Source organism: Arthrobacter sp. TmtSoilC48, assembly GCF_059739425.1.
Genome location: NZ_AP046049.1, coordinates 1211543 through 1230439, shown reverse-complemented (window position 1 = coordinate 1230439; position 18897 = coordinate 1211543). Strand labels below are relative to the sequence as shown.

17 protein-coding genes and 1 pseudogene are annotated in these 18897 nt (G+C 62.4%); 14 read left to right on the top strand and 4 right to left on the bottom strand.

Annotated elements, in window-relative coordinates; genetic code table 11:
• Positions 1-42: 42 nt before the first annotated feature.
• The 3 genes from AC6I97_RS05900 to AC6I97_RS05890 all read right to left on the bottom strand — a co-directional run bounded on the left by AC6I97_RS05900 (position 43) and on the right by AC6I97_RS05890 (position 3475).
• A complete protein-coding gene (locus tag AC6I97_RS05900) occupies positions 43-972 on the bottom strand; it encodes a carbohydrate ABC transporter permease (RefSeq protein WP_497944362.1) in 930 nt (309 codons plus the stop codon).
• 2 nt (positions 973-974) lie between these two features.
• The gene (locus AC6I97_RS05895; protein ID WP_497944361.1) at positions 975-2279 is read right to left on the bottom strand and encodes an ABC transporter substrate-binding protein; all 1305 of its coding nucleotides are present in this window, start codon (positions 2277-2279) and stop codon (positions 975-977) included.
• Between the two features lie 200 nt (positions 2280-2479).
• The gene (locus AC6I97_RS05890) at positions 2480-3475 is read right to left on the bottom strand and encodes a LacI family DNA-binding transcriptional regulator (protein WP_497944360.1); all 996 of its coding nucleotides are present in this window, start codon (positions 3473-3475) and stop codon (positions 2480-2482) included.
• Positions 3476-3895: 420 nt separating this feature from the next.
• Here AC6I97_RS05890 and AC6I97_RS05885 point away from each other — a divergent pair, with 420 nt between their 5' ends.
• On the top strand, positions 3896-4183 hold the full coding sequence (locus AC6I97_RS05885; protein WP_497944359.1) for a type II toxin-antitoxin system TacA family antitoxin: 288 nt from the start codon (positions 3896-3898) through the stop codon (positions 4181-4183).
• Positions 4180-4692, top strand: a complete 513-nt coding sequence (locus AC6I97_RS05880) for a GNAT family N-acetyltransferase (protein WP_497944358.1) — start codon at positions 4180-4182, stop codon at positions 4690-4692. Before AC6I97_RS05885 ends, AC6I97_RS05880 begins: the two co-directional genes overlap by 4 nt.
• On the opposite strand, the gene AC6I97_RS05875 is transcribed toward AC6I97_RS05880, so the two are convergent.
• Positions 4681-5877: a hypothetical protein gene (locus tag AC6I97_RS05875; RefSeq protein ID WP_497944357.1), complete on the bottom strand. Its 1197-nt coding sequence runs from the start codon at positions 5875-5877 to the stop codon at positions 4681-4683. The genes AC6I97_RS05880 and AC6I97_RS05875 overlap by 12 nt on opposite strands.
• Before the next feature lie 472 nt (positions 5878-6349).
• Between AC6I97_RS05875 and AC6I97_RS05870 the strand changes: the two genes are divergently transcribed.
• From AC6I97_RS05870 to AC6I97_RS05815, 12 genes and pseudogenes are all read left to right on the top strand, one after another.
• Positions 6350-7153 (top strand): hydroxypyruvate isomerase family protein, encoded by an 804-nt coding sequence (locus AC6I97_RS05870; protein ID WP_497944356.1) that lies wholly within the window; start codon positions 6350-6352, stop codon positions 7151-7153.
• Positions 7154-7263: 110 nt separating this feature from the next.
• Positions 7264-8160 (top strand): annotated as a pseudogene (locus AC6I97_RS05865) (2-hydroxy-3-oxopropionate reductase); the annotation flags it as partial.
• Between the two features lie 132 nt (positions 8161-8292).
• A complete protein-coding gene (gene gcl, locus AC6I97_RS05860) occupies positions 8293-10068 on the top strand; it encodes a glyoxylate carboligase (RefSeq protein ID WP_309928470.1) in 1776 nt (591 codons plus the stop codon).
• Positions 10069-10087: 19 nt separating this feature from the next.
• A complete protein-coding gene (locus tag AC6I97_RS05855) occupies positions 10088-11266 on the top strand; it encodes a glycerate kinase (protein WP_497944355.1) in 1179 nt (392 codons plus the stop codon).
• Complete coding sequence (allB, locus tag AC6I97_RS05850) at positions 11259-12608, top strand: allantoinase AllB (protein WP_224165429.1); 1350 nt, start codon at positions 11259-11261, stop codon at positions 12606-12608. The genes AC6I97_RS05855 and allB overlap by 8 nt, the downstream gene beginning before the upstream one ends.
• Before the next feature lie 11 nt (positions 12609-12619).
• Entirely contained in the window at positions 12620-13417 is a 798-nt protein-coding gene (locus tag AC6I97_RS05845; protein WP_497944354.1) for a winged helix-turn-helix domain-containing protein, read from the top strand.
• Positions 13418-13516: 99 nt separating this feature from the next.
• A complete protein-coding gene (gene bcp / locus AC6I97_RS05840; protein ID WP_224089058.1) occupies positions 13517-13984 on the top strand; it encodes a thioredoxin-dependent thiol peroxidase in 468 nt (155 codons plus the stop codon).
• A 178-nt stretch (positions 13985-14162) separates the two neighbouring features.
• Positions 14163-15314, top strand: coding sequence for a PP2C family protein-serine/threonine phosphatase (locus AC6I97_RS05835; protein WP_497944353.1), 1152 nt, complete (start codon positions 14163-14165; stop codon positions 15312-15314).
• A gap of 36 nt (positions 15315-15350) precedes the next feature.
• Positions 15351-17339, top strand: a complete 1989-nt coding sequence (locus tag AC6I97_RS05830) for a glycosyltransferase family 2 protein (protein WP_497944352.1) — start codon at positions 15351-15353, stop codon at positions 17337-17339.
• Complete coding sequence (locus tag AC6I97_RS05825; RefSeq protein ID WP_224089065.1) at positions 17329-17661, top strand: STAS domain-containing protein; 333 nt, start codon at positions 17329-17331, stop codon at positions 17659-17661. Before AC6I97_RS05830 ends, AC6I97_RS05825 begins: the two co-directional genes overlap by 11 nt.
• Positions 17654-18073 (top strand): ATP-binding protein, encoded by a 420-nt coding sequence (locus AC6I97_RS05820; protein WP_497944351.1) that lies wholly within the window; start codon positions 17654-17656, stop codon positions 18071-18073. Before AC6I97_RS05825 ends, AC6I97_RS05820 begins: the two co-directional genes overlap by 8 nt.
• A gap of 148 nt (positions 18074-18221) precedes the next feature.
• Entirely contained in the window at positions 18222-18818 is a 597-nt protein-coding gene (locus AC6I97_RS05815; protein WP_497944350.1) for a hypothetical protein, read from the top strand.
• Positions 18819-18897 lie beyond the last annotated feature (79 nt).

Here is an 18897-nt window from a genome sequence, read left to right as displayed (position 1 = left end):
TTGGGGCGCGTGGCAAGTTCCGGCGTTCTGCAGTCAGCGTGCTCATTGTTCCTCCTTCGCGACGTCGCGGATGTTGCCGCCGGCGAAGCGGACGTAGATGACCGAGACCACCATGACGGTGAGGAAGGTCAGGATGGACAGCGCCGAGCCTTCGCCCACCAGCCGGTTTTCGCGCAGTTGCGTGTAGGCGAGCATGGACATGGATTCGGTGCCGTTGGCGCCGCGGGTGAGCACGAACGGGAGGTCGAAGACGCGGAGGGCGTCCATGGTGCGGAAAATCGCGGCGAGGACAATCGCCGGGCGAAGGAGCGGCAGGGTGATGTTCACGAAAGTTTGCCATTTGCTGGCGCCGTCGAGCTCCGCGGCCTCGTACGTTTCAGCGGAGATGACCTGCAGGCCGGCCAGGATGATGAGCGCCGCGAAGGGCGTGGTCTTCCAGACGTCGGCCATGACGATCACGGCCATTGCGTAGCCGTGCTCACCGAGCCACACCACATCGCCGCCGGGCAGCCCCAGCGTGGAGAGGACGTTGGTGACCAGGCCCATGTTGGGCTGGAACATCGTTTGCCAGGTGATGGCGCTAACCACGGTGATGATCGCGTACGGCAGCAGAACTACGGTGCGCAGGACGGCGCGGCCCTTGAACGCGAGGTTGAGGAGCAGCGCCATGGCCGTGCCGAGGATGAGTTCCAGGCTGACCGAGAGGCCTGCGAAGAGGAACGTCTGGCCAAACGCGGCCCACCACTCTTGGCTTGCGAGGGCGTTGATGTAGTTTTCCAGGCCGACAAAGCGGGACAGGCCGGCGGTGCGGACGCTGTACTGGTTCAGGGAGAGCCAGATCGCGTAGCCGATGGGGACCGCCGCAACCAGGGCCATGATCACCAGCGACGGGGCGGTCATGCGGAACGCGAGCTTGCGCTCGGCGCGGTCGCGGCCGCTTACGCGGCTTGGGGCGATTGTTCTGGTGGCCATGATTAGAAGCTCGCCTTTGCCGCCGTGATTTCCTCGGCCATCTTCCTCACGGCTTCCTCGGTGGAGGCGGTACCGGAGAGGACGGCGTAGACGTTCTTGTAGATCGCCTGCGAGATCTGCGGGTAAACCGGGGAGATCGGGCGCGGCTTGGCACCCTTCACGGAGGCGAGGAGTTCCGTGGCGAACGGCATCTTCTCCAGTACCGCCGCGTCAGAGTAGGCAGCTTCGTTCACGGGTGCCTGCGAGTAGTCCATGGCCACGTGCTTCTGCCAGTCCGGGGTGGTGGCGAAGTCGATGAACGCGACAGCCCCGGCCTGGTTGGTGGAGTGGGCCGAGATCGCGAGGTTCCAGCCGCCCAGCACGCCGGAGGCCTTGCCGCCTTCCCATGCCGGCAACGGCGCCACGTCAAAGCTCGACGCCAGCGGCGTTGCGTTGAGCAGCCGGTATACGTGCGGCCAGTTGCGCTGGTATCCAAAGTCGCCGGACTCGTAGGCGAGGCGGGCCGGGTCTTCGTTGTAGGTGAGGACGGCGCGGTCGGCTGAGCCGTTCTTGAGGCCGTCGCTCATGAAGTTGAGGACGTCGCGGGTTTCCTTGGAGTCGATTTTGACGTCGCCCTGGTCGTTGAGCACCTCGCCGCCTGCACTGTAGAGCATTTCGAGGAAGTTCACCGTGAGCCCCTCGTACTGCTTGCCCTGGTAGACGTACCCGTTGCCGGGAGCCTTGGCTGCTTCCGCGTAGAGCTGCTGCCAGGACTCGGGCTTGGCCACCTTGTCCTTCTGGTAGTAGATCAATCCGGCGTTGGTGAAGAACGGCGAGGCCCAGTACTTGTCCTGGTACTTGGTGGTTTCCACAGTGGAGGGGATGAGCCGGTCCTTGTTGGCTTCCACCAGCTTGGTCTGGTCCAGCAGCCAGCCCTGGGAGGCGAACTCGGAGGTCCAGATGACGTCCGTGAGGAAGAGGTCGCACTCGGTGGACTTGCCTTCGAGCCGCTGCACGATCTGCGTGCGGGCTTCGTCCGTGGTGGCGCCGATCTCGGTGTACTTGGCCGTGACCTTGCCGTTCGCCTTGGTGAACGCCTCCGCAGTGCCCTTATAGATGCCGCTCGCGTCCTTGACGCCGCAGATGTTCACGTTGCCGCTGGCATTAGCGCCCGACGCCGGGTCGGCAGCTGCCGCTTGTTCCGCACCTTGAGGTGCTGCTCCCCCGCCGCACGCGCTGAGGAGGAGGGCTGCGGCTAAGGCGGTGGCTGCGAGGGCTTTGCGGTTTCGTTTGTTCTGGAGCGGAGAAGTAGGTCGGTTCAAGTCCACGAGTGGCTCCTTTGGTGTCTGTGGGCGGTGGCGTTCAGCGCGCGTTTTGGCTGTGGTGCGTCCTGAGCCTGGCTTCATTGCCGGTGTTGCTTGTTAGCCTTTTGGAATCGATTCCAAAAGGCTATATGAAAACGGCCTTGCGGCCGTGGAATCGATTCCAAAGAAGTGTGACAGTCGCCACGCGGAGCTGTCAACCCTCGTTATTTCGTGGAGTCTCGGATGACGAGTTGATGCGGGAGGAAGGTCCTGCCCCTGCGGTGCGCGCCTTCGACAGTCATGCGTTCCAGGAGTTCGGCGAAAGCTACGAGGCCCATTTCGTAGGCTGGTTGCCTCACGGTGGTTAGCTCTGGAACGCACATTTCCGCCTGTGCCGAGTCATCAAAGCCGGCTACGGCGATGTCGTCTGGAACTCGTATTCCGGCGTCCGTGAGTTCCCGGACGCACCCTGCGGCGACTACGTCAGTGCCGCAGAAGACGGCGTCGGGGAGGTTCTTTGTTTCCAGGAGTTTCTTCGTGAGATCGCGGCCGGCGTGGAATCCGAAGTTGCCTTCGCCCAGCAGGATCTGGTCCGATTCCAAGCCCGACTCAGTGAGTGCCTGGCGGAAACCTTCCTCGCGTAGCCGGCCCGATCGGGCTCCCCTGTGGGCGATCATTGCCAGCTTCTTGGCGCCTGTGTCGATCAGATGTTTGGTGATGTCGTAGGCTGCTTGGCGGTCATCGATGGACACTCCGAATGCTGCTTCTGCGTCGACGATCTCACAGACCTGGATCACGCTTAGTTGCTCAGCGACAGTGTTGACGTCCTCGTCCGGCATCGTTGGGGAAAAGATGACCAGTCCGTCGACGGAGCCGTTCCGCAGCATGTCCACGAGCTGCTGCTCGCGATCCAGGTCCCCGTCGGTTGCAGCGATAAGGCTGACGTAACCCGAGTCGGCCGCTGCGTCGCCGACACCTCGGAAGACTTCGCTGATCACGAGGGAGTCCAGGTTCTTGGCGAGGGCAAGAACGCGCATAGTTCGGTCTCTCCGGAGGTCCCGGGCCGAGGCGAGAGGACGATAGCTGAGCTGAAGGATGGCGGCGTTGACCTTTTCCTTGGCCGACGCGCTGACAGCCGGACTCCCGTTCAGGACACGCGACACCGTCCCCACGGACACGCCCGCCGTCCTGGCGACGTCCTGAACTGTCGGCCGAGCCATTCGATTGTCCTTCCGCGAGCAGTGCGGCCTTTGCTGCCACGTCTTTGCCATGCCCACTCTAGCGAGTCTACTTACGCCCCACGCAGTGGGAATCCGCGACTCAGCGGCTCATATCAACTGACCAACTCTCCCGAAGGCCCAGCGAGATACTGTGGCGTGAAAAACCTTGGGCACCGCCACCCTCATGCACCGCAGATTCGCGGCCCAGACCGACCGCGGCCGGCACGTCGTCTCTCCGGGGCTAAAGGACCGGCAGTCGAACGAGAACCCAGGCAGCGCGTCAGGGGGCACGGCCAAGGTGTGGGCGAGCTCTCGGAAGCCCAAAAGTTGGGATGCATCTTGACCAGAATGAGACTTAACCCACGTTGACAGCAACGTAGGAACGTACGCACAATGTACATACGTAAGGGAGCAAAACTCATGGAAATCAAGACCAACAAAAATCAGCGTATCGCCGTGCGCGCAACTGAGCGGCAAGAGAATTTAATCCGGAGAGCGGCCGAGGCTACGGATCGTTCCATGACCGACTTCATCCTTGAGAGTGCAAGTACGGAGGCTGAGAGAGTGCTAGCCGATCGTCGATGGTTCATGCTGAATGATGCGCAATGGAGTGAATTCAACAGGCTGCTGGATGCACCCCTGCCACCCTCACCCAAGCTCGACAACCTAGCGCAGCGCCGCAGCCCTTTCGGCGGATCTGATAAGTGACCTCCGACTTTACCCCTCCACGGAAGCTCGAACGAAGCGACGACTGCAGCACTTTTGACTCGGGCGCTGCCGAAATAGATGAGTGGCTACGTCGTTTTGCATATGAGAACCTTCGGGCAAACAACGCCATTACATATGTGACGTGCCTGGATGGCAGGGTCGTGGGCTTTTACTCCATAGCTGTTGCTGGAGTCGCCAAGGCCCAGGTCAACCCCGAACTCACCAAGGGCGGTGCACCATCCGACATACCCTGCATTCTCCTGGCCCGGCTCGCGGTCGATAACGGTCACCAGAATCAAGGGATCGGTGTTGGGCTCCTCCAAGACGCCTTGTATCGGGCCGCAAATATCAGCGAATCGGTAGGAGCCCGCGCTGTGCTTATCCATGCCCGGGATGAGAACGCTCGTGCATTCTACGAACACCATGCAGAGTGCTTCAGGTCTCCGGTCGCAGAGTTGCAGCTCATGATACCTATGAAGTCAGTCCGAAAGTCCTTTTTAGGGAAGTGAAGTATGCAAACTCAGCATATGGCGGGTGTGACTCAGCCACTCCACAGCTGACACGCCTTTAACAAGCGGCTGGTCACTCATAAGTGACTCGGGCGTCCAAAGCCAGCCGCCTTCACTATCCCAACCAGTCGGGTCCGATGCGTTGACCAAGTCCAAGGCTCCCATAAAGTTCCTTTCGGCAATCAAGCAGCAGATAAGATTTATCTGCCCAAGCCACGGGTCGCCGCCTTGTTCATACTTCAACAGCATGCCCCGGGCCGTCACTGGATCTGTGGGTATCAAGGTAAATGCACATAGTCTGCGCAGAGCAAAACTCCCGGGATTTCGACCGGCAACCTCGGTTGCGAACTCTTGAGCACTTCTTATTTCCCCGGAACCAACGAGGTGGAGAATGTCTTCAACAACATCACCCTCTGAAACCCCAGTGAGAATGAAATCTGGCTCATCAGGCCAGAGCGTATGCTGGCGGACAAGCGCACTTGCCGCAAGAATGGCCGAAGCAGGTTTTTCATTCAACCACCGGATGTCAACGCCGCTCCTTTTGGCAGTTTCGGTGGGCTCCAAAGCAAAGCTCAACTCCCAGGACACCGATTCAGGTTCCCAGGCATGCATAAAGGGCTTGCTAAAGCGGTCCAACACCCACTGAGTAGCAGAAGCTCCCCCCGAGCAGGACATGCAATTCAACGGCACCACCACTGGAAGCGGATCGCCAATGCGCCAATCAATTATATGAGCTACAGCGGTCGATCCCAGCCAATCATCAATTACTCCGCGGAATTTTCCCGTCGAGCTCGCAACCAGCACGTCAACGAAAGTGTCAGGAGCATCTGCAGCCTGCATATCAACCGCTTGCTCAAAACACTCGAGCCAGTCTCGGGCCTGATAGGGAATGCCGTCCCGGCTGCCTTCGCGCTTAGAATATGACCAAGCAATTGCGATATGGAGTGCGATTTTCCGCCGCAGGGCGACGGCCATATGACTGCGGACAACCGCGTCCGCAGGAATTCCTCGCTCAGCCAGGCGAGCCAAAGCTGTTGTTGCCCAGATTGACCTCTGAAGACCAGACCCTACCCACGGCTCGGAAAGAATGCTGGACTCAACGCAGGCCAACAATGCAGCCGTCGAAGCCGCGGCACTTGGCCCTTCTGGCCCCAACGCCTGCGCGTCTGGTTCATTCTGCACCACGGCCCGGTAAGCGTCCAGCTCACGACGCGCCCAACCGAGGAATTCCGAGCAGTTCGCAGGACTCGCACATCTAACATGCCCATCCTCAGCACAAGCCGACGCCAAGTCATGCACGCTCCGCACGGTATCTATGCTGCCAATCATTACCCCACCCCTTCACCGACTCCAAGAGCAATCCTAGTTTGGGATCGATGGCCAGCAGCTCACATTGGCCGCCACTTTCTTCGTTCAAGCCCGAAGCGTCTCAAAACTCCCACTTCCATGGGATGGCATGGCACCGCAGGGCAACCTTCAGGTGAGAACGTCCGCTGGTATCCCAAATTCCCACCCCCTTGACTCCCACCCCCACCTTCCCTAAACTTTTCATAAAGCAGAATCTAAATTCCACAAAGCGGAAACTGAAGCCAAGCGCCAAGGCAGCAGCCAAGCAACCCGGAAGATAGATCAAAGCCCCTCCTCGGAAGGACCTACGATGACGTACACAGTGAACTGCTCCATCCTCTTGACGGAGCTGCCCTTGCTCGAGCGCCCCGCCGCCGCGAAGGCAGCCGGTTTTGACGCCGTCGAGTTCTGGTGGCCCTTCGAGACCTCCGTCCCCACCGACGCCCAAGTAACCGAGTTCGAGACCGCCATCAAGGACGCCGGCGTTCAGCTCACGGGCCTGAACTTCAACGCCGGCAACATGCCTGGCGGCGACCGCGGCCTGGTTTCCTGGCCCGCACGCTCCACCGAGTTCCAGGACAACATCGACGTCGTCGCCGGCATCGGTGAGCGCCTCGGCTGCAAGGCCTTCAACGCCCTCTACGGCAACCGCGTCGACGGCGAATCGCCTGAAAAGCAGGACGCCATTGGTGCCGAGAACCTCGCAACCGCAGCAGCCGGCGTCGCCCGTATCGGCGGAACTGTCCTCCTCGAACCGGTGAGCGGCGCACCCAAGTACCCGCTCCTCACGGCTGAAGACGCACTCAAGGTCATCGCTCGCGTCAAGGCAGAATCCGGTGCACAGAACGTCAAGCTCCTCGCCGACTTCTACCACCTGGCAGTCAACGGCGACGACGTCGAATCCGTCATCGAGAACCACGCCAAGGACTTCGGCCACATCCAGATCGCCGACAACCCCGGCCGCGGCGCACCCGGAACCGGCAACCTGCCCCTCGGCGAATGGATCGCCCGCAGCCGCGAACTCGGCTACGACGGCTACATCGGACTCGAGTACAAGGAACCGCAGGAAACGGCATTCAGCTGGGCCATCCGCCAGCGCGCCGCAGCCAACTAAGCCCCGCGCGCCCAAGTAAGTAGCAGCAGAGCGCGTTTAGAACCCTCAAAACGCGCACTAATGCGACCTAGTTGGGTAAGCACACCTGAGTTAAAAGACACACAGACTTCCCCGGAAAGAGAACCACAATGAGCAACGTTGCAGTCATCGGCCTCGGAATCATGGGCCTCCCCATGGCCATCAACCTCGTCAAGGCCGGCCACACGGTCACCGGTTTCAACCGCAGCCAGGACAAGATCGACAAACTCGTCTCCGAGGGCGGCCAGGGTGCCACCAGCATCGCGGACGCAGTCAAGGACGCCGACGTCGTCATCACCATGGTCCCGGACTCCCCCGATGTTGAGGGCGTAGTCAGCGGCAAGGACGGCGTCTTCGCCAACGCGAAGAAGGGCACCATCTGGATCGACGCATCCAGCATCCGCCCGGACGTCGCCAAGCGCCTCTCGGAAGAAGCAGTAGAAGCCGGCATCCGCCCCCTGGATGCACCAGTGAGTGGCGGCGAACAGGGCGCCATCGACGCCGTCCTGTCCATCATGGTCGGCGGCGAAGCTGCAGACTTCGAGGCAGCACAGGATGTCCTCAACGCAGTGGGCAAGACCATCGTCCACGTCGGCCCGTCCGGCTCCGGCCAGACCGTCAAGGCAGCAAACCAGCTGATCGTAGCCGTCAATATTCAGGTCCTTGGCGAAGCAATCGCCTTCCTCGAGGCTTACGGCGTAGACACCAACGCAGCACTGAAGGTCCTCGGCGGCGGCTTGGCCGGTTCCAAGGTCCTGGACCAAAAGGGTCAGAAGATGCTCGACCGCAACTTCGACCCCGGTTTCCGCCTGGCCCTTCACCACAAGGACCTTGGCATCGTCACCTCCGCAGCCCGCGAAGCCAACGTCGCTGTCCCGCTCGGCGCAGTCGTTGCCCAGCTCGTCGCCGCAACCGTCAACCAGGGCGACGGCGGCCTCGACCACTCGGGCCTCTTCAAGCAGGTTCTCCAGCTCAGCGGCCGGAAGTAACCCAGCCGCCCAAGAGGCAACACAGCAACACAGCAGGGAACCCGCCGTCGTACATAAACGACGGCGGCTCCCTCACCACACCCAAAAACACCACAGACTTCGCCCGAAAAGGGCAAAAACAAGGAGTACACCATGGCTAAGATGCGCACCGTTGACGCGGCAGTCGCCATCCTGGAAAAGGAAGGCGCCACCGAGGCTTTCGGCCTGCCAGGCGCAGCGATCAACCCCTTCTACTCAGCAATGCGTGCCCACGGCGGTATCCGCCACACGCTGGCCCGCCACGTTGAAGGCGCCAGCCACATGGCTGACGGCTACAGCCGTGCTGCTGATGGCAACATCGGTATCTGCATCGGTACGTCGGGCCCCGCCGGCACCGACATGATCACCGGACTGTACGCAGCATGGGCGGATTCCATCCCCATGCTCTGCATCACCGGCCAGGCACCCGTTGCCAAGCTGCACAAGGAAGACTTCCAGGCCGTGGACATCGAGTCCATCGCCAAGCCGGTCACCAAGATGGCCATGACCATCCTGGAACCGGGCCAGGTTCCGGGCGCATTCCAGAAGGCGTTCCAGCTGATGCGCTCGGGTCGTCCGGGCCCGGTCTTGCTGGACCTACCCATCGACGTGCAGATGGCCGAGATCGAGTTCGACATCGAGACCTACGAGCCCCTGCCCATCGAGAAGCCCAAGGCTTCCCGCAAGCAGCTGGAAAAGGCCCTGGACATGCTGACGTCGGCCAAGCACCCGCTGATCGTTGCCGGTGGCGGCATCATCAACGCCGGCGCTTCGGCCCAGTTGGTTGAGTTGGCCGAAATCCTGAACGTTCCGGTTATCCCCACGCTGATGGGCTGGGGCGCCATCCCGGACGACCACCAGCTGATGGCCGGCATGGTTGGCCTGCAGACCTCGCACCGCTACGGCAACGAGACGTTCCTGCAGAGCGACTTCGTGATCGGGATCGGCAACCGTTGGGCCAACCGCCACACCGGTGGCCTGGACACCTACACGGCCGGCCGCAAGTTCGTTCACATCGACATCGAGCCGACGCAGATCGGTCGCGTTTTCTCGCCGGACTTGGGCATCGCGTCCGACGCCGGTGCGGCGCTGGCTGGCCTGATCGAGCTGGCACGCGAGCGCCAGTCGGCTAAGACACTGCCGGACTACTCGGGTTGGGTTGCCGAGTGCCAGGAGCGCAAGGGTTCCCTGCACCGCAAGACCAACTTCGACAACGTGCCCATCAAGCCGCAGCGCGTGTACCAGGAGATGAACAAGGCCTTCGGCCGCGACACCACTTACGTGTCCACCATTGGCCTGTCGCAGATCGCCGGCGCACAGATGCTGCACGTATTCGGTGCCCGCAAGTGGATCAACGCAGGCCAGGCTGGCCCGCTGGGTTGGACCGCTCCGGCAGCACTGGGTGTTGTAAGGGGAACCCCGGATGCCACCGTTGTTGCCTTGTCCGGTGACTACGACTTCCAGTTCATGATCGAGGAACTGGCCGTGGGAGCGCAGTTCAACCTGCCGTACATCCACGTTGTGGTGAACAACAGCTACCTGGGCCTGATCCGTCAGAGCCAGCGCGGCTTCAACATGGAACAGAACGTTTCCCTGGCCTTCGAAAACATCAACTCCCCGGAGACCAACGGCTACGGGGTGGACCACATCAAAGTGGCCGAGGGCTTGGGCTGCAAGGCTATCCGCGTTGAGAACCCGAACGACATGCCTGCCGCTTTCGACAAGGCCAAGGCACTGATGGGCGAGTTCAAGGTTCCCGTGGTTGTTGAAGTGATCCTGGAAAAGATCACCAACATCTCCATGGGCGTTGAGATCAACGGCGTGAACGAGTTCGAAGAGCTGGCAGAAACCGCGGCGGACGCACCCACCGCGATCCTCGCCAAGGCTTAAAGGAAAAGGAGGCACCGGAATGCGTGTTGTCATCGCCCCGGACAAATTCAAGGGCTCACTGTCCGCGCCCGACGTCGCCAGGCATCTCGCAACAGGATTGCTGGCAGGCTTCGGCCAAACAGGCCTTGAGGCAACACGCATTCCGGTAGCCGACGGCGGCGAAGGAACCATCGACGCCGCCATCGGTTCCGGCTTCACCCGCCGGACCACCACCGTCACCGGCCCGCTCGGGGAACCGGTGAAGGCCGACTTCGCAGTGCGGGACCAGGAAGCTGTCATCGAAATGGCGGCAGCTTCCGGTCTCGCTCTCCTCCCGGACGGCCCCACGTCGCAGACGGCGAAAACCGCAACCAGCATCGGCACGGGCGAACTCATCCGCGCCGCGCTGGACCTCGGTTGCCGCAAGATCATCCTGGGTGTGGGCGGCAGCGCCAACACCGACGCCGGCGCTGGAGTCCTTCAGGGCCTCGGCGCAGTGTTCCTGGACAAGGACGGCAACGAGCTCCCCGGTGGCGGCGCGGCTCTCGCAGAAATCGACAGCATCGACTTCTCCAACTTCGACGTCCGCGTCGAGGCAACAGAGTTCGTGCTGGCGTCCGACGTCGACAATCCCCTTTTGGGGGCCAGCGGAGCCCCAGCCATCTTCGGTCCGCAAAAGGGCGCGACGCCGGACGACGTCACCGAACTGGACGCCGCAGCGAGCCACTTCGTCGACGTGCTCGCAGCAGCAACCGGCCAGCACGCCAAGTACGCAGCCAAGGCAGAAGGCGCGGGAGCAGCAGGCGGCGTTGGCTACATTGCCATAGCGGCACTGAAGGCAGAGCGGCGGCCGGGCATCGACGTCGTACTTGAATTCACTGGGCTCGAACAAAGGCTGAAGGGCGCGGACGTGGTGATCACCGGAGAGGGCAGCTTGGACGAGCAAAGCCTGCTCGGCAAGACGCCCATGGGCGTCGCGCGAGCGGCGGCCCGCCAAGGGGTTCCCGTGATCGCAGTCTGCGGCCGGAGTACCCTGAGCCGGGAACAACTCACGGATGCCGGCTTCCACACGGTCCACGCACTGACCGATCTGGAAAAAGATGTCCAAAAATGTATCGCTGAAGCAGGTCCGTTGCTTGAACAATTGGGTAAGCACATAGGCGTGTACCTGGCGGAGCGGACCGGCAACCCCGACAACAAGGAGTACCTCAATGTCTGAAGCAATTGGCGCCTATGACCTCGTTATCCGGGGCCAGCGCATCCTGACCACCGCCGGCCTCGCAGCACGCGAAGTTGGCATCCGCGACGGCATCATCGTCGCCATCGAACCCTTGGGCAACGGCCTGACGGGCAACGAGGTCATCGAACTCGCAGACGACGAAACCCTCATCCCCGGCCTCGTGGACACCCACGTCCACGTCAACGAGCCCGGCCGCACCGAGTGGGAAGGCTTCGCCTCCGCCACCCGCGCCGCAGCCGCCGGCGGTGTCACCACCATCATCGACATGCCACTGAACTCCATCCCGCCCACCACCACCGTGGACGGCCTGGAGCAGAAGCGCGTGGTCGCCAAGGACCAGGCGTTCGTGGACGTCGGATTCTGGGGCGGTGCCATCCCGGGCAACAAGAAGGACCTCCGCCCGCTGCACGACGAAGGCGTGTTCGGCTTCAAGTGCTTCCTCCTGCACTCGGGCGTGGACGAGTTCCCGCACCTGGATGCGGACGAGATGGAAGAGGACATGGCTGAGCTCAAGTCCTTCGACTCCCTCATGATCGTGCACGCCGAGGACTCTCACGCGATCGACCGCGCCCCGCACCCCGGCGGCGACCACTACGAGACCTTTCTCGCCTCCCGCCCCCGCGGCGCCGAGAACAAGGCAATCGCCGAGGTCATCGAACGCGCCCGCTGGACCGGCGCCCGCGCCCACATCCTGCACCTTTCATCCTCCGACGCCCTGCCGATGATCGCCTCAGCAAAGCGCGACGGCGTCAACCTCACCGTTGAGACGTGCCCGCACTACCTGACGCTCATGGCCGAAGAAATCCCCGACGGCGCCACGGCGTACAAGTGCTGCCCGCCCATCCGTGAAGCCTCCAACCGCGAGCTCCTTTGGAAGGGCCTGCAGGACGGCACCATCGACTGCATCGTGTCGGACCACTCCCCCTCCACGCTGGACTTGAAGGACCTGGAAAACGGCGACTTCGCAGTGGCCTGGGGCGGCGTCTCCTCGCTCCAGCTGGGCCTGTCCCTGATCTGGACCGAAGCCCGCCACCGCGGCATCCCGCTGGAGCAGGTCGTGTCCTGGATGGCCGAGAAGCCCGCTGCCTTGGCCCGCCTGCACAACAAGGGACAGCTCGCCCTGGGCTACGACGCCGACTTCTCCATCTTCGCCCCGGACGAGGCCTTCGTTGTGGACGTCACCAAGCTCAAGCACAAGAACCCGATCACGCCGTACGACGGCCGTCCCCTGGCCGGCGTCGTCCGCAAAACTTACCTGCGCGGCACCCCGATCGATGGCCAGAACCCCGGCGGCAAGCTGCTCCGCCGCGGCAACGTTTAGGGTCCACCGTCATGGCAGTCAATGCCTACGGGCCACCGCCGTTCCGTGACCCCGCAGCGCGGGCCATGGGTCGGCGGCCGGGACTCAAGACACAGCCCGGCCTGAGCGCGCGCGGCCTTGCTCTTTGGGTCAACCCGGCCGAGGGCGACGAGATTGATCCTGCAGTCTGGGAACGGGCAGCACGCCTTGTGCTGGCCCGGGCCATGAAACTTGCCCCGGAGGCGGAAGTCCGCATCTGGCCCGCCATCGGGGCAGAACACTCCGGCGTCGGCGATACTTCCTGGGGCGGCACTCCGCAGGAAGCCGCCGACGCCGGTACCCACCCTTTCGGGACGGACGCAGTGTCCCTCGCGGACGCACTGGCTGACGGAAACTCCCCGTCGAACGGACGAATCACCTCCGCACGCGAGGGTGATGGGTCCGTTGGCCGGGGTCGGATCGGAAGCGGCAGTGCCGCCGTCGAGCCCGTCATGTTGGCCGGGCGCCGTAGTCAACTTGCAATCGACCTCGCGGCTGAAGTAGTACTGCTCGACGGCGAGCCGGTTGCCTTTACTGGCATGGAATACAAGCTGTTGCGCTACCTCGTAGTGAACTGCTCCAGGGCCATCAGTCGTGAAGAATTGCAACGTTTCCTGGAGTCATTTGACCTCCCCGGCGCGGCATTTCGCTCCATTGACGTTTATGTTGGAAGGGTGAGGCGGAAGCTCGGAAGCGCCCGCCACACTGTCGCCACCGTCCGTGGTGGTGGCTACCAGTTCGTGCCAGGGCCTTATGCCACAGTGCGCGGACCTGCGGAATACAGCATCTGATTTCGCTGTTGTAAAAGATCAATGCACCGCAATTTTCGAATGACCGCTGTTGTTTTAAATGCATGCCGGCTGCAAGCCGGTGAAACGTAAAGGATCGCCATGACCCAGAAACTCCTCGTCGGAACGCAAGCACCTGACTTCGCGCTGCTCGACGCCGACGGCACCAAGGTCTCGCTGTCCGATTACCGCGGACGCAACGTCATTGTGTACTTCTACCCCAAGGCAGCCACCCCCGGCTGCACCACCGAGGCCTGCGATTTCCGCGACAACCTCGCAAGCCTGCAGGGCAACGGCTACGACGTCATCGGGATCTCCCCCGACGGCCCCGAGGCCCTCGCAAAGTTCACTGGTGAATTTGCGCTGACCTTCCCGCTGCTCTCCGATGAGGACCACTCCGTGGCCCTTGCCTACGGCGCCTGGGGCGAGAAGCTGGTTGACGGCGAAATCGTCGAGGGCCTGGTCCGCTCCACCGTTGTGCTCGACGGCGAAGGCACCGTCAAGCTCACCCAGTACCAGGTCAGCGCCCAGGGCCACGTCCAGGCCCTGAAGGAAGAGCTGGGCGTCTAACCCTCTCGCACATCCCGCGGCTTTAGGGCAATCCCTCTCGCACATCCTGCGGCTTTAGGGCAATCCCTCTCGCACATAACTGCACAAATTTTGTAACGCCCGCCCACTATTGTGAGCGGGCGTTACACGTACCTTTACTAAACGTGACAAAAGCTCCGCGGCAGTAGTTAATGGAGCCATGGTCTCAACCGCGTCCCCACGCCATGCTGTAGTCATCGAAGATGACGCCGACATCCGTGGCCTCCTCGTTCTGGTCCTTGAGCAGCTCGATTTCGTGGTGACAGAAGCGCCCGACGGTCTTTCCGGCGTCGAGGCTGTCCGTAACACCAACGCCGAACTGGTGACGCTGGACATCAACCTCCCGGACATCGATGGCATGGAAGTTTGCCGGCGCCTCCGGGAGTTCTCGGACGCTTACATCATGATGCTCACGGCCCGTGCCGACGAGATTGACCGGCTCACCGGTTTGGACACCGGCGCGGACGATTACATCAACAAACCGTTCAGCCCTAAGGAACTGCAGGCCCGCATCCGGGCGCTGTTCCGCAGGGCACGCACGCCCGCCGAGGACACGCGCCAGACTGACGAACTCGCCCGCGCTGCGGTTGTGCAGACAAGCCTCCTCCCGCAGGAAACGGTGCGGCTGAACGATTACGACGTCGCTGGCGCATTCCGCCCATCGCGCAGCGTGGGTGGGGACTTCTACGACTGGTACCAGACCAGCGACGGCATGCACCTGACGTTCGCCGACGCCATGGGCAAAGGCATGGGCGCGGCCTTGATAGCGGCCACCGTCCGCGCCGTCATGAGGTCCGTGGCGGATACCCCGGCAATTGCTGACGCCTTCGGCTCCGCCAGCGCCACGCTGACCTCCGACCTGGACCAGTCAGGGTCCTTCGTGACCATGTTCCATGCGCGCCTGGACAGTGCCTCGGGCAGGCTTAGCTATGTCGACGCCGGTCATGGACTTGGGCTGCACGTCCCGGCCGAGGGGGCGGCACGGAGGTTGGTTTCCGCGGGGCCACCCGTCGGGATCCTGGAGGGACAGCAATGGCCGGCCTCGGAACTGCAGCTGGAGCCCGGCGATTCGCTGGTGATTGTCAGCGACGGCGTGCTCGACGCGCACGATTCCCTTGAAGAGTTTGTGAGGAACGTAGAGAAGGCGGCGCGGAGCGGGGGCAGCTCGGAAGACGTCTGCGCTGCCCTGCTTGAGCTGGCACCGGCGGACACCGCGGAAGATGACGTGACCGCCGTCGTGGTTCACCGACGGCGTGGGGTTCACCCAACACTCGATGCAGGGCTGGAACGCAACCACAGCGGAGTTGCTTAGATCATCCGGTACTAGCCACGAAAAAAAGGGGGGAACGTGACGCGATTCTGGACTCGGCTTTGTGTTGTCCTAACGGTCATTCTGGGCGTGAACTACGTGGCGTGGCGCTGGCTGGCTTCGCTGAACTGGGAAGCGTGGTGGATCGCTGTTCCGTTGGTGATTGCCGAGACCTACAGCCTCATTGACGTCATGCTCTTCGGCATGACGGTGTGGAACCTGAAGATCCGCAAGCCACCGCCCGCGGCGCCGGACACCGCTACGGTGGACGTTTTCATCACCACGTACAACGAACCCCTAGACCTGGTGATGACCACGGCCCTCGCCGCCAAGGACATCCGCTGGCCGCACAGTACCTGGATCCTGGACGACGGCGACCGCCCTGAGATGCGCGAGCTCGCCGAGTCGAACGGAATCGGCTACGTGACCCGCGGTGCCGATTGGACACCGGACATGCCGCGGCACGCCAAAGCCGGGAACCTGAACAACGCGCTCATGATTACATCGGGCGAGTACCTGTTGATTCTCGACGCCGACCAGATCCCCGAGCCGGACATCCTGGACAAGACGCTGGGCTACTTCAACGATGACCGTGTGGCGTTGGTCCAAACGCCCCAGTACTTCGTCAACGTTCCCGCCGACGATCCCCTGGGCAGCCAGGCTCCCCTGTTCTACGGCCCCATCCAGCAAGGCAAGGACGGCTGGAACGCGGCGTTCTTCTGCGGCTCCAACGCCATCCTGCGCAGGGAAGCCCTCATGCAGCTTGGTTTGGTGGGCTACGTCAAGGCCACCGAGAAGAGTGTGCGCCGTGCTCTGGCTGCGTCGCGCACCGCTATTAAGAAGGCCCGGCGGTCGCCCGAGGCTGAAAACCCGCTGGTCGAGCAAATGTTGAACGAGGTGGAAACCGCAACCGAAAACGCCCAGCAGGAACTCGAAGCCGGGGCTTCCCTGAGCGAGATCACGTACCGTGTGCGCCGCAAAGTGGACGACGCCGTGCGCACACTCGTGGCCGCCGACTTCTCAGCGCTCCAATCCGACCTCGAAGAAATCGCCGCCATGGAACTGGCCCACGTCGGCGAGTCTGGTGTCACAACAGTGGCGAGTGACGCCGTCGACCGAATGTCCGGACGCGACTGGTCGCCGCTCGGCGCCCTCGAATCGGTCCACGCAGTCCTGGACGCCATTTCCGTGGAACGAACCGACGAAGCCCAGCCGATCATGCCCTTGGCCACGATCTCCGTCACCGAAGACATGGCTACCGCGATGCGCCTGCACGCCCTCGGCTGGAAGAGCGTCTACCACCACGAAGTCCTCGCGAACGGGCTGGCTCCCGAGGACATCAAGACCATGCTGACCCAACGCCTTCGCTGGGCCCAAGGCACTATGCAGGTCCTCCTGCGCGAGAACCCTCTCGTCCAACGCCGCCTCACATGGGGCCAGCGGCTCATGTACTTCTCCACCATGTGGAGCTACCTGAGCGGCTTCGCGGCCGTCGTCTACTTTGCGGCCCCGATCATCTATCTGACGCTCGGCATCCTTCCCGTGACCAGCCTGAGCTTCGACTTCTTCATCCGTTTCATCCCGTTCATGGTGGTAAACCAGATGCTGTTCGTCATCGCCGGGCACGGGATCCCCACCTGGCGCGGACAGCAGTACAGCCTCGCTCTGTTCCCCACCTGGATCAAGGCCTGCACGACGGCGGCACGCAACGTGTGGTTCGGACGTCCCCTCGGATTCGCCGTCACCCCCAAGGCCAGGCAGAGTGGCGGCCCCAGTTGGAGCCTGATTCGTCCACAGATCATCGTTGCTGCGTTGCTTGCCCTTGCACTGGTTGTTGGGCTTGCCCGGCTTCTTTCTGGCCTGTCGGAGCCCCTCGGAACCCTGGTGAATGTAGCGTGGGTAGCCTTCGACCTTGTGGTCCTGAGCGTCCTGGTCAAGGCAGTTTTGTACAAGGGCTTTGTCCCTGAGGAATTGGCGGGTCCGGAAGGTCCTGGACGCCCCGAAGAGAGGAATGCTGATGCAGTTTAGCTACGAGGTCAAAGACTCCTACGCGGAGGTGAAGAGCGTCGGCCGGTTGAACATGGTGGCCGCTCCGAAGCTGCGGGAACTAGTGGCAGAGGTTGTGGCTGGTGGATCCAGCCGCGTTGTAGTGAACCTTGCAGAAACGGACTTCATGGATTCCTCCGGCCTCGGAGCCCTCATCGGTTGCCTCAAAGCGGCCCGACAGGCAGGCGGCGATTTACGGATCTCCGGCGTGCAGCCCCAGGTCAAAATGGTCCTGGAACTTACCAACATGGACCGCGTTCTGACCGCGTATTCCTCAGCCGAGGAGGCGTTCGGAAATGACTGAAGTCATCGCACGCAGGGGCTACCACGGGCCGTCCAACGAGGAAGCAATCGAAGCCATCCACGGCGAGCTTGACGCATTGTGGGACGACGCCTCCTTCGTCCCTGACATGGACCGGATGACCTTCACCACCGCAGTCATTGAAGCCGCCGCCAACATCGTGCAACACGCCCTTCCCGTGGGCGAGAAGCCCGTGGAGATCGGTGTGGACATCAGCGTCCGGCCCACCCGCCTGGTGGCCAGGGTCAGTGCGTTCAACGCCCGCGAGCCCTTCGCTGAAGACATGCAGCCCGACATGCCGGACGAGGACGCAGAATCCGGGCGGGGCCTTGCGCTCATCGAGGCCTTGGTGACAACCGTGACCTTCGAACGCCAGGACGGCACCAACACGTGGATCCTGACCCGCAACACCTGATCCTCGCTCACATCCCACGCCTTTTCGGGCGATCCTCGCTCACATCCCGCCGGTTTCCGGGCGATCCTCGCTCACGTCCCGCAACCCTGGGACGCGGCGTGGGGTGTTCTGCCCATCGCCAGACATGACGCAACTGTGAAAGCATTCCGTGAGGCCCGACGTCGAGGGCTTGATGAAACTGGGGGATGACATGGACCGCGGAAAGGGCCGCACTGCACGGAAAGTACTGGCAGCTGCTCTGATACTTGGGGCGGCAATCATGGTGGGCTGCTCCGCTCCCGACGGCCCCCATACCGAACCCAGCAGTCCCCCTCCGGTGACTGCCGAGCCTGCCCCGGTTGCAGAGAGCTTCACAAAGTACGACGCCCTGCGCAGGGATCTGATCGCGGCATTGGAGAAGACGATGCCGGCAATCACCTGGGCTGTGGACAAGCCTGCCACCATGGCTCTGGCGAGCGACGGCCGGTGCATATTCCACCCGGCGAGCATGAAGAGCAGTGCAGATATTGTGGAGCCATCCAAGAATTTTGAAGACGTCTTCGCTACGGCCGATCCCATCCTTAAGCAGCACGAATTCCCCGCCTTCGATGGAATTGATGCAGTTCCCGGCGGCTGGACAGTAACCCGCAGCACGGACGGAACCGGTGCCACAGTAATCCTTGAGTCCAAAAGCCCGGCATATCTGCGCATAAACGTTCCCGTGGATTCCAAGACCTGCGACCCCACGGAGCTTCCGGCGAGCTAAGGGGAAGTTCTACCCATCGCCATGAGCAGCTCCCACAGATAACTTGGCTTAGGCTTCAGCTTCAAACATAGGGGGACAG

What these genes read in the sequence shown, in the direction of transcription:
- AC6I97_RS05845 (WP_497944354.1), top strand. Translation starts at nt 12,620, where the DNA reads ATGGCAGTCAATGCCTACGGGCCACCGCCGTTCCGTGACCCCGCAGCG.
- AC6I97_RS05900 (WP_497944362.1), bottom strand. Translation starts at nt 972, where the DNA reads ATGGCCACCAGAACAATCGCCCCAAGCCGCGTAAGCGGCCGCGACCGC.
- allB (WP_224165429.1), top strand. Translation starts at nt 11,259, where the DNA reads ATGTCTGAAGCAATTGGCGCCTATGACCTCGTTATCCGGGGCCAGCGC.
- AC6I97_RS05890 (WP_497944360.1), bottom strand. Translation starts at nt 3,475, where the DNA reads ATGGCTCGGCCGACAGTTCAGGACGTCGCCAGGACGGCGGGCGTGTCC.
- gcl (WP_309928470.1), top strand. Translation starts at nt 8,293, where the DNA reads ATGGCTAAGATGCGCACCGTTGACGCGGCAGTCGCCATCCTGGAAAAG.
- bcp (WP_224089058.1), top strand. Translation starts at nt 13,517, where the DNA reads ATGACCCAGAAACTCCTCGTCGGAACGCAAGCACCTGACTTCGCGCTG.
- AC6I97_RS05825 (WP_224089065.1), top strand. Translation starts at nt 17,329, where the DNA reads ATGCAGTTTAGCTACGAGGTCAAAGACTCCTACGCGGAGGTGAAGAGC.
- AC6I97_RS05855 (WP_497944355.1), top strand. Translation starts at nt 10,088, where the DNA reads ATGCGTGTTGTCATCGCCCCGGACAAATTCAAGGGCTCACTGTCCGCG.
- AC6I97_RS05835 (WP_497944353.1), top strand. Translation starts at nt 14,163, where the DNA reads ATGGTCTCAACCGCGTCCCCACGCCATGCTGTAGTCATCGAAGATGAC.
- AC6I97_RS05870 (WP_497944356.1), top strand. Translation starts at nt 6,350, where the DNA reads ATGACGTACACAGTGAACTGCTCCATCCTCTTGACGGAGCTGCCCTTG.
- AC6I97_RS05885 (WP_497944359.1), top strand. Translation starts at nt 3,896, where the DNA reads ATGGAAATCAAGACCAACAAAAATCAGCGTATCGCCGTGCGCGCAACT.
- AC6I97_RS05820 (WP_497944351.1), top strand. Translation starts at nt 17,654, where the DNA reads ATGACTGAAGTCATCGCACGCAGGGGCTACCACGGGCCGTCCAACGAG.